This is a genomic window from Streptomyces sp. NPDC094032 (genome assembly GCF_040303965.1).
Classification (GTDB): Bacteria; Actinomycetota; Actinomycetes; order Streptomycetales; family Streptomycetaceae; genus Streptomyces.
Window position 1 is genome coordinate 589,664 of sequence record NZ_JBEOUE010000002.1, and the last position, 13,195, is coordinate 602,858.

At 72.9% G+C, this 13,195-nt stretch carries 11 protein-coding genes; 8 read left to right on the forward strand and 3 right to left on the reverse strand.

What is annotated here, in order from left to right:
* Positions 1–4: 4 nt before the first annotated feature.
* Both ABTZ54_RS05875 and ABTZ54_RS05880 read left to right on the forward strand, forming a co-directional pair.
* Complete coding sequence (locus ABTZ54_RS05875; RefSeq protein ID WP_351657603.1) at positions 5–1,711, forward strand: succinic semialdehyde dehydrogenase; 1,707 nt, start codon at positions 5–7, stop codon at positions 1,709–1,711.
* 41 nt (positions 1,712–1,752) lie between these two features.
* Positions 1,753–3,585 carry a GMC oxidoreductase gene (locus tag ABTZ54_RS05880; protein ID WP_351657604.1) on the forward strand — a complete coding sequence of 611 codons (1,833 nt, stop codon included), beginning with the start codon at positions 1,753–1,755 and terminating at the stop codon, positions 3,583–3,585.
* Positions 3,586–4,226: 641 nt separating this feature from the next.
* Here ABTZ54_RS05880 and ABTZ54_RS05885 read toward each other — a convergent pair.
* Positions 4,227–4,517, reverse strand: coding sequence for a chorismate mutase (locus tag ABTZ54_RS05885; protein WP_351657606.1), 291 nt, complete (start codon positions 4,515–4,517; stop codon positions 4,227–4,229).
* Positions 4,518–4,845: 328 nt separating this feature from the next.
* Between ABTZ54_RS05885 and guaA the strand changes: the two genes are divergently transcribed.
* The 4 genes from guaA (at position 4,846) to ABTZ54_RS05905 (ending at position 9,407) form a co-directional block, all read left to right on the forward strand.
* Positions 4,846–6,438 carry a glutamine-hydrolyzing GMP synthase gene (gene guaA / locus ABTZ54_RS05890; RefSeq protein WP_351657608.1) on the forward strand — a complete coding sequence of 531 codons (1,593 nt, stop codon included), beginning with the start codon at positions 4,846–4,848 and terminating at the stop codon, positions 6,436–6,438.
* Positions 6,439–6,585: 147 nt separating this feature from the next.
* Positions 6,586–7,374 (forward strand): class II aldolase/adducin family protein, encoded by a 789-nt coding sequence (locus ABTZ54_RS05895; RefSeq protein ID WP_351657610.1) that lies wholly within the window; start codon positions 6,586–6,588, stop codon positions 7,372–7,374.
* 164 nt (positions 7,375–7,538) lie between these two features.
* Positions 7,539–8,777: a hypothetical protein gene (locus tag ABTZ54_RS05900; protein WP_502997191.1), complete on the forward strand. Its 1,239-nt coding sequence runs from the start codon at positions 7,539–7,541 to the stop codon at positions 8,775–8,777.
* Positions 8,778–8,873: 96 nt separating this feature from the next.
* Positions 8,874–9,407 carry a DoxX family protein gene (locus tag ABTZ54_RS05905; protein WP_351657613.1) on the forward strand — a complete coding sequence of 178 codons (534 nt, stop codon included), beginning with the start codon at positions 8,874–8,876 and terminating at the stop codon, positions 9,405–9,407.
* Here ABTZ54_RS05905 and ABTZ54_RS05910 read toward each other — a convergent pair.
* Together ABTZ54_RS05910 and ABTZ54_RS05915 are read right to left on the reverse strand one after the other, a co-directional pair.
* Complete coding sequence (locus ABTZ54_RS05910) at positions 9,317–9,577, reverse strand: hypothetical protein (RefSeq protein WP_351657615.1); 261 nt, start codon at positions 9,575–9,577, stop codon at positions 9,317–9,319. The genes ABTZ54_RS05905 and ABTZ54_RS05910 overlap by 91 nt on opposite strands.
* Positions 9,564–11,048: a PspC domain-containing protein gene (locus ABTZ54_RS05915; protein ID WP_351657617.1), complete on the reverse strand. Its 1,485-nt coding sequence runs from the start codon at positions 11,046–11,048 to the stop codon at positions 9,564–9,566. Before ABTZ54_RS05915 ends, ABTZ54_RS05910 begins: the two co-directional genes overlap by 14 nt.
* A 167-nt stretch (positions 11,049–11,215) precedes the next feature.
* Between ABTZ54_RS05915 and ABTZ54_RS05920 the strand changes: the two genes are divergently transcribed.
* Complete coding sequence (locus ABTZ54_RS05920; protein ID WP_351657619.1) at positions 11,216–12,484, forward strand: PspC domain-containing protein; 1,269 nt, start codon at positions 11,216–11,218, stop codon at positions 12,482–12,484.
* Positions 12,481–13,191 (forward strand): LuxR C-terminal-related transcriptional regulator, encoded by a 711-nt coding sequence (locus ABTZ54_RS05925; protein ID WP_351657621.1) that lies wholly within the window; start codon positions 12,481–12,483, stop codon positions 13,189–13,191. Before ABTZ54_RS05920 ends, ABTZ54_RS05925 begins: the two co-directional genes overlap by 4 nt.
* Positions 13,192–13,195 lie beyond the last annotated feature (4 nt).

Consider the following 13,195-nt stretch of genomic DNA (forward strand, 5'->3'; position numbering starts at 1 on the left):
CCTCATGACGGACTCGCAGGCTCTCCCCTCGGACCAGGCAGCGGACCAGACAGCGGACCGGGCGCCGGACCAAGCAGCGGCCCAGGCAGCGGAGCCGGCCCCCGCCGCGGCGGCCCCCGCCCCCCTCGGCACCAACCCCGTCGCGCCCGCGCCCGCCGGGGCGCGCACGGCCGCCGACGTGGTCACGCCCGAGCTGGTCGCCCGGCTCACCCGCGGCGTCGCGGGCTCCGGCCGTACCGCCAACCACACCCCCTTCACCGGGGCGAAGCTGGCCGACCTGCCCGAGTCCACCCCCGAGGACGTCGCCGAGGCCTTCGCGCGCGCCCGCGCCGCCCAGGGCGCCTGGGCGGCGACCCCTGTCAAGGTCCGCGCGGCGGTGCTGCTGCGCTTCCACGACCTGATCCTCCAGCGCCAGGGCGAGGTCCTCGACCTCATCCAGCTGGAGACCGGCAAGGCGCGCCTGCACGGCCACGAGGAGGTCCAGTCGGTCGCCGTCGCCGCCCGCCACTACGGCCGCCAGGCCCCCGCGTACCTGCGGCCCAAGCACCACATGGGTGTCGTGCCGACCCTCACCAAGGTCACCGAGCTGCGCCAGCCGCGCGGGGTCGTCGGCCAGATCGCGCCCTGGAACTACCCGCTGGAACTGTCCGTCGGCGACGCGCTGCCCGCCTTCGTCGCGGGCAACGCGGTCGTGATGAAGCCGGACACCGAGACCGCGCTGACCGCCCTGTGGGCCCGTGACCTGCTCATAGAGGCCGGTCTGCCCGCCGAGGTCTTCCAGGTCGTCATCGGCGAGGGCCCGGTCGTCGGCCCCGAGGTCGTCCGCCACGCCGACTACGTGTCCTTCACCGGCTCCACCCGTACCGGCCGCGAGGTCGCCCAGGGCGCCGCTGCCCGGCTCATCGGCGTCACCCTGGAGCTCGGCGGCAAGAACGCCATGATCGTCCTCAAGGACGCCGACATAGAGAAGGCCGCCGCCGGAGCCGTCCGCGCCTGCTTCTCCTCGGCCGGTCAGCTCTGCATCTCCATCGAGCGGCTGTACGTCCACGAGTCCGTCGCCGACGCCTTCCTGGCCCGCTTCGCCGCCCGCACCAAGGCCATGCGGCTCGGCAGCTCCCTCGCCTACGGCGCAGACATGGGCTCCCTCGTCGGCGAGCGGCAGCTGGAGACCGTCACCCGGCACGTCGACGAGGCCGTCGCCAAGGGCGCCACGCTGGTCGCCGGCGGCGTCGCCCGCCCCGACATCGGCCCCCTCTTCTACGAGCCGACCATCCTCGACGGCGTCGAGGCCCCGATGGCCGTGTGCACCGAGGAGACCTTCGGTCCTGTCGTCTCGATCTACCGCTTCCGGGACGAGGACGAGGTCGTCGAGCGCGCCAACGGCACCCCGTACGGCCTGAACTCCTCCGTCTGGACCAGGGACTCCCGGCGCGGCCACGCCCTCGCCGCCCGGCTGCGCACCGGCACGGTCAACATCAACGAGGGGTACGCCCCCGCGTACGGCAGCGTCCGCGCCCCCATGGGCGGCATGAAGGACTCCGGCCTCGGCCGCCGGCACGGCTCCGAGGGCATCCTGAAGTTCACCGAGGCGCAGACCGTCGCCCAGCAGCGGCTGATGCCGCTCGCCCCGTCCTTCGGGATGGACGACGAGAAGTACGCGGCCCTCATGAGCACCTCCCTGAAGCTGATGAAGGCCCTGCGCCTGCGCTGACCCGCACCCCGTTCGCCGTCCCTTTTCGTACGAGGAGAGCCATGACCGCGGTACCCCCTGCCCAGAATCAGGCCGAGGACGGCTCGTCCGACGAGAACGAAGCCGCGTACGACTACGACGTCATCGTCGTCGGCTCCGGCTTCGGCGGCTCGGTCACCGCCCTGCGGCTGACCGAGAAGGGCTACCGGGTCGGCGTCCTGGAGGCCGGCCGCCGCTTCACCCGGGCGACCCTGCCGAAGAACTCCTGGGACCTGAAGAACTTCCTGTGGGCCCCCACGCTCGGCCTGTACGGCATCCAGCGCATCCACCTGCTCGGCAAGGTCATGGTGCTCGCGGGCGCGGGCGTCGGCGGCGGCTCCCTCAACTACGCCAACACCCTCTACGAACCGCTCGCGCCGTTCTTCGAGGACCCGCAGTGGAAGGACATCACCGACTGGCGGGACGAGCTCACCCCGTACTACGACCAGGCCAAGCGGATGCTGGGCGTCCGGCTCAACCCGACGATGACCCCCTCCGACGTACACCTCAAGGCCACCGCCCAGGCCATGGGCATCGGCGACACCTTCCACATGGCCCCGGTCGGCGTCTTCTTCGGCGACGGCGGGGACGCCGGGGGCGCGGAAGAGGCGAAGGCCAGGCCCGGCGGTGAGGTCGCCGACCCGTACTTCGGCGGCGCGGGCCCGTCCCGCAAGGCCTGCACCGAGTGCGGCGAGTGCATGACCGGCTGCCGCCACGGCGCCAAGAACACCCTCAACGAGAACTACCTCTACCTCGCCGAGAAGGCCGGCGCGGTCGTCCACCCGATGACCTCGGTCGTCGCCCTCACCGAGGACTCGCGGGGCGGCTACGCCGTGAAGACCCTGCCCACGGACAACCGCAAGAAGGGCGCGGGCCGCACCTTCACCGCCCGCCGGGTGGTCGTCGCGGCCGGCACGTACGGCACCCAGACCCTGCTGCACCGCATGAAGGACACCGGTCTGCTGCCCCGGATCTCGGCCCGGCTCGGCGAGCTCACCCGGACCAACTCGGAGGCGCTGGTCGGCTCGCAGACCACCGACCGCCGCTACCGCAAGCGGCACGGCAAGGACCGCGTCGACTTCACCAAGGGCGTCGCGATCACCTCCTCGATCCACCCGGACGAGAACACCCACATCGAGCCCGTCCGTTACGGGAAGGGCTCGAACTCCATGGGCGGCCTCACCGTCCTCCAGGTGCCCTACGGCGCGCACCGGGTCCGCAACTGGCTGGCCGAGATCGTCAAGCACCCCTCGCTCGCCGTCCGCTCGCTCTCCAACCGGCGCTGGTCGGAGCGGACCATCATCGGCCTGGTCATGCAGTCCCTGGACAACTCCCTGACCACCTTCCGCAAGCCCGGCGGCCTCGGCAAGGGCCTGCTCACCGCCCGGCAGGGCCACGGCGCGCCCAACCCGACCCAGATCGAGGCGGCGACCCGGGCCGCCGCCCTGATGGCCGAGGAGATCAACGGCTTCGCGGGCTCCAACATCGGCGAGCTGATGGGCACCCCGCTCACCGCGCACTTCCTCGGCGGCTGCCCGATCGGCGCGGACGCCGCCTCGGGCGTCATCGACCCGTACCACCGCCTCTACGGCCACCCGGGCATCTCCGTCGTCGACGGCGCCGCCGTCTCGGCCAACCTCGGCGTCAACCCGTCGCTGACGATCACGGCGCAGGCGGAGCGGGCCATGTCCTTCTGGCCGAACAAGGGCGAGGACGACCCGCGCCCGCGCCAGGGGCAGGCGTACGTACGGCTGGCCGCCGTCGAGCCCAAGTCCCCGGCGGTCCCGGCGGAGGCCTTCGGCGCCCTGAAGCTGCCGTTCCTGGGGATGCCGGCGGTGCCGCCGAAGAAGGCCTGAGAAGAAGGCCCAGAAGAAGGCCTGAGCAGGTTCCAGATAGACGGAAAGGGCGCTGCACCCCCCTCCGAGTGCAGCGCCCTCTCCAGCTTCTGGGTGGTGCTGCATAGATGACCGGTGACCTGGAGGATTGGTTGTAGCGCTCTCACGAGATCTTCATGTGACGCGCGTCACGTCTTCGGGGGCCGGGCAGCGCAAGGGCCCCGCGTCGCGAATTCCGTTCGCGGTCGCGGGGCCCTTGGGAAACGCGGCGCCGGGGGAGTGGGGTGCGCCGCTGGGGTGGGAAGCGGGAGGGGTGGGGGTGTGGGGGACGGGACGGGACGGTGTGGGGGGCGGTCTCGGTCGTTCGGCCGGTTGCGGTCGGTCCCGGGCGTCCCCGGGACCGACCGCCCTTGATGGGTGACCGGGCTGCTGTCCCCTGCCGTCCGGTCACATGCGCTGGGGCGAGGTCCCACGACGTACCAGAGGTACGTCACACGCCCCAGCGAAAGCCACGCGTGGTCTTTTTCGGGCCCGCCCCTGGCTGGCACGGACAACACCACCAACGAAGCGGCGCCCGGCCCGGTCACGCGCCGTACGGGTGAGGACGCGACCGAACTCGGGTGCGGGGGTGTACCCCCTGTCAGGTGGCTGTCAGGTCGCTGTCAGATGCGCCCCCGGCACAGCTCCAGCATCGTCATCGCGAGGGAGGTGCCCGGCTTGCCCAGCGCGTCGCGGTAGTGGCCGAGGACCTCCATCTCGCGGTTCAGGTTCACCCGGCGCCCGCCGGAGGAGATCCGGGCCTCCTGGATCACGGCCGAGACGGCCACCCGTTCCTGGATCAGGCCGATGATCCGGTCGTCGAGCGCGTCGATGCGCTCCCGGGCGTCTCCGATCAGCGCCGCCGCCTCGTCGGTGCGGGCGCCGGTCTTGTCGGTGGTGGTCGTGGCGGTCATGTGGGGCTCCTGGTGGTGTCGGATGCGTCGGATGCCCTGGGTGCCGTGGCCCGGAAACGACAGACGCCCCGGGCCTTGTCGGCCCGGGGCGCCTGGGAAGTCGCTTGTCAGTTGCTCAAGCAGCACGACCATGGCAGCCGGTGGGCCGGTTGCCATAGGTAAAGACGTAGGTCGTGAGCTTGCGCATGGGCCCAGTATGGACCCTTTTGGATCTCGCGAAGCAACCCGGGTTCGGATGGTGAGACGAAAACCGGCCGCGGCTCGCCGGTAGAATCGACAAATAGCCCCCCTTCGGGGGAACCGCTCCTACCGCCGGAAGGCCGCCGTAGTGTCATCAGCGACCCCCGCTGCCGCGCCCGACGTCACCAACCCGGACGTAGTCCTCGTTGTCGACTTCGGCGCCCAGTACGCCCAGCTCATCGCCCGTCGCGTCCGTGAGGCCCGGGTCTACAGCGAGATCGTCCCGTCCACCATGCCGGTGGCCGAGATGCTGGCCAAGAACCCGAAGGCGATCATCCTCTCCGGCGGTCCGTCCTCGGTGTACGCCGAGAACGCCCCGCGTCTCGACCGCGCCCTCTTCGAGGCCGGCGTCCCCGTCTTCGGCATGTGCTACGGCTTCCAGCTGATGGCGACCACCCTCGGCGGCACCGTCGACAACACGGGCGCCCGCGAGTACGGGCGTACGCCGCTGCACGTCTCCAAGGCCGGCTCGACCCTCTTCGAGGGCACCCCGGTCGAGCAGTCGGTGTGGATGTCGCACGGCGACGCCTGCTCCGCCGCCCCCGAGGGCTTCAGCGTCACCGCGTCCACCGACGTCGTGCCCGTCGCCGCCTTCGAGAACGACGAGAAGAAGCTGTACGGCGTCCAGTACCACCCCGAGGTGCTGCACTCCACGCACGGCCAGCAGATCCTGGAGCACTTCCTCTACCGCGGCGCCGGCATCGAGCCCAGCTGGACCACCGGCAACGTCATCGAGGAGCAGGTCGCGGCGATCCGCGCCCAGGTCGGCGACAAGCGCGCCATCTGCGGGCTTTCCGGCGGCGTCGACTCCGCCGTGGCCGCCGCGCTCGTGCAGAAGGCCATCGGCTCGCAGCTCACCTGCGTCTACGTCGACCACGGCCTGATGCGCAAGGGCGAGACCGAGCAGGTCGAGAAGGACTTCGTCGCCGCCACCGGCGCCAACCTGGTCGTCGTCGACGCGCAGGAGCGCTTCCTCGACGCCCTCGCCGGCGTCTCCGACCCGGAGACCAAGCGGAAGATCATCGGCCGCGAGTTCATCCGCGTCTTCGAGCAGGCCCAGCTGGAGATCCTCCAGGAGGAGGGCCCCGAGGTCGCCTTCCTGGTCCAGGGCACCCTGTACCCGGACATCGTCGAGTCCGGCGGCGGCACCGGCACCGCCAACATCAAGTCGCACCACAACGTGGGCGGCCTCCCCGACGACATCGAGTTCCAGCTCGTCGAGCCGCTGCGCCAGCTGTTCAAGGACGAGGTCCGCATGGTGGGCCAGGAGCTCGGCCTGCCCGAGGAGATCGTTCAGCGCCAGCCGTTCCCCGGCCCCGGCCTCGGCATCCGCATCGTCGGCGAGGTCACCAAGGAGCGCCTCGACCTGCTGCGCGAGGCCGACGCCATCGCCCGCGAGGAGCTGACGGCCGCCGGTCTCGACCGCGAGATCTGGCAGTGCCCCGTCGTGCTGCTCGCCGACGTCCGCTCCGTCGGCGTCCAGGGCGACGGCCGCACCTACGGCCACCCGATCGTGCTGCGCCCGGTCTCCTCCGAGGACGCCATGACCGCGGACTGGTCGCGCCTGCCCTACGAGGTGCTCGCCCGCATCTCGACCCGGATCACCAACGAGGTCGCCGACGTCAACCGCGTCGTCCTCGACGTGACCAGCAAGCCGCCGGGCACCATCGAGTGGGAGTGACCCCTCGGGGCTGATTCCCGCCCGCGCGTGAGCGCCTGAGACCGCCGTCCCCGTACGTCACGGGGGCGGCGGTCCCGTTTTCACGGGCCGCGCTTTGGTCCGTACAGGCTCTGGTGACTTGCGGGGACGGGAGTTACCTTCCGGCGCATGACCCAGATACCGGTGCCCGTCCCCGTCGAGCAGCTCCACTTCGCCATGCCGCCCGTCCACGCGACGGCCGCCGAGGAGCGCACCCACCGCAAGCAGCGGCTCGCCGCCGCGCTCCGGGTCTTCGGGCGGCTCGGTTACGAGGAGGGGGTCTCCGGCCACATCACCGCCCGCGACCCGGAGCACCCCGACTGCTTCTGGGTGAACCCCTTCGGCGCCCCCTTCGCCGAACTCACCGCGAGCGACCTGATCCTGGTCGACGGCGACGGGCGGGTGGTCTACGGCGCCCACCACGTCAACCAGGCCGCCTTCACCACGCACGCCCAGGTCCACCGGGCCCGCCCCGACGTCGTCGCCGTCGTCCACACCCACTCCCTGAACGGGCGGGCGCTCGCCGCCCTGGGCGAGCTGATCGACCCGATCAGCCAGGAGGCCTGCGCCTTCTACCAGGACCACGTCCTCTACGACGCCTACACCGGTGTCACCGTCGACCCCGAGGAGGGCCGCCGGATCGCGGTCGCCCTCGGCCCCTTCAAGGCGATGGTGCTGCGCAACCACGGGCTGCTCACCGTCGGTTCCTCCGTCGACGCGGCGGCCTGGTGGTTCATCGCCATGGAGCGCTGCGCCCAGGTCCAGCTGGCCGCGCGGGCGGCCGGCCGGCCGGTGCTGATCGACCACCGCGACGCCGTCACCACCCGCGAACAGCTCGGCAGTGATCTGGTGGCCTGGATCAACTACCAGCCGCTGTGGCGGCGGATCAGCCGCACGGAGCCCGAACTCCTGTCGTAGAAACCGCCCTTACGTCAATGTGATGACTCTTCAATCACTCCCGCGCGGGGTGTGCGCCGCCCTCGGGGTGCTCCCTCGGTGCGGCACAATTCCCGTGAATCAACAGCCAGTTGACGATGGGCGCTTCGGCGGGCACGTCGACCGACCGGGAAGTGGGCGGCGCCGTGGCGGTGCAAGAGGCGAGACAGTGCGGGGCGGACCAGGACGGCGGCGGCTGCCCGCACTGCGAGGGCTCCGGTCACCGGCGTGCCGTCGCCGCCTTCCTCGCCCGCCGCGACGAGCTCGCCACGGGCCACGGCGTGCCGGCCGCCCTCGCCCACTCGCCGGTCGCCTCCCGCCAGTGGGTCTCCGACGAGCTCGCCCAGTCCGCCCGCACCGTCACCGCGCGCGGCCGGGAAGCGGGCGCGGCCCGGCACGGCCGGGTGCACCGCGCCACCCTCGCCGCCGTCTGGGGCGCCGTGCTCGCCCTGCTCCTCGGCCAGGCCCTCACCGCCGTCGGCACCGGCTGGACCGGGACCCGCACGGCCGCGCTCGGCGCCGCTCTCCTGCCGGCCCTCGCCCTCACCGCGGCCGCCCGGCTGCACCGCGACCGGGGCGGTGTCCTCGCCCCGCTCGTCGGCGAGGACCGGCGGCTCTCCACCTCCCGCACCGTCGCCGCCTGCTGGCTCCTCCTCTGCGTCTTCGCCGTGCTCCAGCTCTCCCTCCGGCTGGCCGGCGGGGCCCCCGGGGTGGACCTCGGCCTGCGCCGAGGCGCCGGGCTGCTCGTGGTCTTCGCCCTCGTCTCGGGCGTCGCCGTCACCGCCCGGCTGATCGTCTCGCTGCGGATCGCGGCCCGGCGGCTGCAGAAGGTGCCCGCCGACCGGCCGCGCCCAGCCGACCTCCTGTGCGACGACGACGGCCACGCCTGCCTCACCGACGTCCAGTACGTCCTGGTCTCCGCCGCCCTGCTCCTCCTCTCCGCCGTCCGGCTCGCCCGCACCCCCGACCGGCTGCCCGAACTCCCCTGGGCCCTGGTCCTCCTCCTCGCCGTCTCCGCCGCGGGCTACCTCGCCGGCAAGTGCGCCGAGGGCGGCCGCCCGAAGGTCTTCTCGGTCGTCCGGGCCCGGGAGGCGGGCGACCTGGACGCCCCGATCCGGACCGGCGACGACATCGAGATCCGCGGCTCCGGCTTCGTCCCGCCCGGCGCGGCCGGCCCCGACCCGCTGACCCGGCTGGTCGTCCGCATCGGCCCGGTCCACGCCCACGTCCCCCTCGTCCCGGTCCCCGGCGGCTTCGCCAACCCGACCGACACCGCCCTCACCGTGCCCCTCCCCGCCGACGTCGAGCCGGGCCGCGTCGAGGTGTCGGTCGTGACGGCCGCCGGGGTCGAGACCAACCGGGTCACGATCGACGTCGTCGACTGAGCCCCCTGCCCCGGCGCGGGGAATCCGGGGAGAATCGTTCCTCGGACCTTGGCCGGACAGTGGCGTGGGGCATGGGGCGTGGAGAGGCGGCCGCAGATGACGGGACCGACGGACGGCGGAGCGGCGGGGCGGGGCGGGGAGCCGGCCCCCAGGTGGGACGGCGTCGTCAGTTGGAAGGCCCTGGCCTCCCGTTACGCGCTCCTTCCTCTGCGGATCTTCCTCGGCATCACCTTCATCTACGCCGGGCTCGACAAACTGACCACCTCCGGATTCCTCGCCGACAGCGGCCCCGGCTCGATCGGCGAGGTCATGCGGGGCGTCCGGGACATCTCCGCCCTCCCCGCCCTGGTCGACCTGGCCCTCAAGAGCCCCGTCGGCTTCGGCTACGCCATCGCGCTCGGCGAGCTGCTGGTCGGCATCGGGACCCTGTTCGGCCTGTACGCCCGGGTCGCCGCGCTCGGCGGGGCGCTGATCTCGCTGAGCCTCTGGCTGACCGTGAGCTGGCAGGTGAACCCGTACTACCTCGGCAACGACCTCGCCTATCTGATGTCCTGGCTCCCGCTGCTGCTCGCCGGGGCGCCGCTGCTCTCGCTCGACGCGCTGCTCTCCGCGCGCCGGCGTATCCCGTAGGCGATCCAGGTCGCGAGCGCGGCGAGGCAGAAGGCGCCGCCGAGCACCGGGATCACCACCTGCCAGGGGACGGACCAGCTGCCCGCCGCGTCGCCCGCGAAGAGGGCCGCGAGGGCGAGCGCGGCGAGGCCCAGCACCAGCCGCCCGGGGCGGAACTCATGAATCAGCACGGATGACCTCCACCTGTCCGAGCCCGACCTCCAGGGAGAGGTCGAGGGTGCCGCCCGGGGTGACGCCCGGCGGCGGCGGGAGCGTCCGGGTCTCGTCGAGGCCCGGGGCGATGTCGATGTCGTCCCGCGACCGCGAGGGCTGCGGGGACGGGGTCGCCTGCGAGGCGGGGCTCACCGACGCGGCGGGGGTCGCGGAGGCCGCAGGGGTCGCTGGGACCGCAGAGGGCGCGGGGGCCGCCGGTGGCTGGGCCGCGGGTGTCACCTCCGGGAGCCGGAGGTCGCCGAGGCCCGCCTGGGCCCGTATCTTCAGCGTCACGTTCTTCGGGACGAGCACCTTCAGCCGGCCCGCGCCGACCTCCACATGCGTGACCACCGTCGTCCCCGCCGGGACCTTGAGGCCCGACAGGTCCAGCGTGCCGACGCCGAGGCCCAGCTCGTAGCGGGGCTGGACGGCCGCGACGCTCGCCGGGCGCCAGGTCTCGCGGATCCACTCCGTCGAGATGTCCTTCGGCAGCGTCGAGGCCCCCGCGAGCAGGCCCGCCGTCACCACCGTCAGGAACACCGTGCCGAAGCCGGTCCTGCCGATCAGGCTGCTGACGACCAGACCGAGGCCGAACACCGCGAGCGCGGCGGCCAGACCGATCTGCAGGCTGGTGCCCAGCGGATGCCCGTGCCACGAGAGGCCCGTGCCGAGCCCGCCCGCGACCAGGGCGAGCAGGAACACGAGCCCGCCGATGGACGCCGGACCCGTCCGCACCCGCGTCGAGGGGGTGGGCCGCTCGGGCACGGGGCGCGGCGGACCCCACTGGCTGCCGGGCGTCGGGACCTCGCCGTCGATCTTGCCGTCCGCGTCGAGGATGCCGTGCGGCCCCCACACGTAGCCGATGGCGACCTTGCCCGTCGAGCCGTCCTTGACGATCGGGTCGCGCCACCAGGACGGGAACTCCACCAGCGGCGGCGCCTTTGTCTCGGGCGGCGCCTCGGCGACCGCGAGCGCCGCGGCCGCGTCTATCCGGCCGCCCTCCTCGGCGGTCGCGGCGACCGAGCGCCGCCGCTGCGACCACACCGCCGCCCCGCTCAGCGCGACCGACAGGACCAGTGCGAAGGCCAGCGTCCCGCTGTTGTGCAGCATAGACAGGAAGATGCCGCAGCCCACCAGGGCCGTCAGCACCGCCGTCAGCGAGGAGCCGGACACCCGGCCCGTCAGCAGCCGGCGCCCCTCGCTCTCCTCCTCGCCCGCGAGCGGGATCAGCAGCCACGCGAAGCCGTAGAAGATCAGCCCGACGCCCCCGGTCACCGCCAGCACGCCGAGCGCCACCCGGAAGATCACCGGGTCGAGGTCGAAGTGCCGGCCGAGCCCGCCGCACACCCCGGCCACGACCTTGTGCCCACGCGATCTGCGCAGGGGCGGGGCGGATGCGGCCTCCGCCGGCGGCGGGGCCTCGTGGTGCGAAGGCGTGGAACTCGTCATGGCTCCATGGTGACCGGCCGTGACGCCCGGCGGCACCGGGACCGACCCTGCCTTGACCCTGATATTCCGACGGCCGCTGACCCCGCCGCGACCCCGAGACGGTTCCGGGGCCGATATCCGGGCGGACCCTGATGTCCCGGGCGGGCCGGACGTGTGACGATCAGTGCATGTCCGCATCCGCCCGTGTCGCAGAGACCGACGAACCACCCGTCCGCAGGCTCTACCGGAGCGCCGACGGCCGGTGGCTCGGCGGTGTCGCGCGCGGTCTCGCCGGACACCTCGGGCTTCCCGTGATCTGGGTCCGCGCGTTCTTCGTGGCCCTGCTGCTCGCGGACGGCCTGGGCGCGCTGCTGTACGCGGTGTTCTGGATCGTCGTCCCGCTCGGGGTCGGCGGCCGGGCCGCCCCCCGGCCGGTCTTCGAGACCACCGCGGACGGGCGCAGACGCCTCCGCAAGCCCGACAAGGGCCAGGTCTTCGCGCTGATCGCGCTGGCGCTCGGCATATCGGCCTTCATCGGCAGCATCAACGTCGACAAGCAGGCGGGGCGCTATGTCTGGCCCTCGCTGCTCATAGGCGTCGGTGTCGTCCTCGTCTGGCGGCAGGCGGACAACGCCCGCCGGGCCAGCTGGACCGAGCCCGGCCGCAGGAGACGGGTCCTCCAGGCCGTCCGCGGGCTCGTCGGCGTCGGCCTGGTCGGCACCGGGCTCACCGTCTTCCTGGTGGTCCGCGGCTCCGTCACCCAGCTCGGCACGGCGCTCACCGCCGCCGTCGCCGTCCTCACCGGCATCGCGCTGCTCGCCGGGCCCTGGCTGGTGCGGATGTCGCAGGACCTCAGCGAGGAGCGCACGCTGCGCATCCGGGCTCAGGAGCGCGCCGAGGTCGCGGCCCACGTCCACGACTCCGTCCTGCACACCCTGACCCTGATCCAGCGCAACGCCGACGACCCCGGCGAGGTCCGCAGGCTGGCCCGCGCCCAGGAGCGGGAGCTGCGCAACTGGCTGTACAAGCCGGAGGGCACCGGCAAGGACGAGGAGGAGGAGCCGGCCACCCTCGCGGAGGCGGTCAAGCGGGCCGCCGCCGAGGTCGAGGACAAGCACGGCGTCCCGCTGGAGGTCGTGGTCGTCGGCGACTGCCCGCTCGACGAGAAGCTGAGCGCGCAGATGCAGGCCGCGCGCGAAGCGATGGTCAACGCCGCCAAGTACGGTGGCGAGGGCGGAGCGGTGCAGGTCTTCGCGGAGGTGGACGGCCGGACGGTCTTCGTCTCCGTGAAGGACCGGGGCCCCGGCTTCGACCTGGACGCGGTCCCCGACGACCGCATGGGCGTACGAGAATCGATCATCGGCCGGATGCAGCGCAACGGCGGATCGGCACGGCTGAGGTCCGTGCCGGGCGGGGGCACCGAAGTGGAGCTCGAGATGGAGAGGGCGGACGGATGAGCGACGGGACCGGGACCGGGAGCGGGGCGGCGGCGCAGGGTACGGAGCGCCGGGTGCGGGTCGTGCTCGTCGACGACCACCGCATGTTCCGTACAGGGGTGCAGGCCGAGATCGGCCGGACCGATGTGACGGGCGTCGAGGTGGTCGGCGAGGCCGCCGACGTCGACCAGGCGGTGACGGTGATCACCGCCACCCGCCCCGAGGTCGTCCTGCTCGACGTGCACCTGCCGGGCGGCGGCGGCGTCGAGGTGCTGCGCCGCTGCGCCAGCCTGATGGCGGCGGCCGAGGACCCGGTGCGCTTCCTGGCGCTGTCGGTCTCCGACGCGGCCGAGGACGTCATCGGGGTGATCCGGGGCGGCGCCCGCGGCTACGTCACCAAGACGATCACCGGCACCGATCTGGTCGACTCGGTCTTCCGGGTCCAGGAGGGCGACGCCGTGTTCTCCCCGCGGCTCGCGGGCTTCGTCCTCGACGCCTTCGCCTCCACGGACGCGCCGCCCGTGGACGAGGACCTGGACCGGCTGACCCAGCGGGAGCGGGAGGTGCTGCGGCTGATCGCCCGGGGCTACGCGTACAAGGAGATCGCCAAGCAGCTCTTCATCTCGGTGAAGACGGTCGAGTCCCATGTCTCGGCGGTGCTGCGCAAGCTGCAGCTCTCCAACCGGCACGAGCTGACCCGCTGGGCCACCGCCCGCCGCCTCGTGTAGGGCC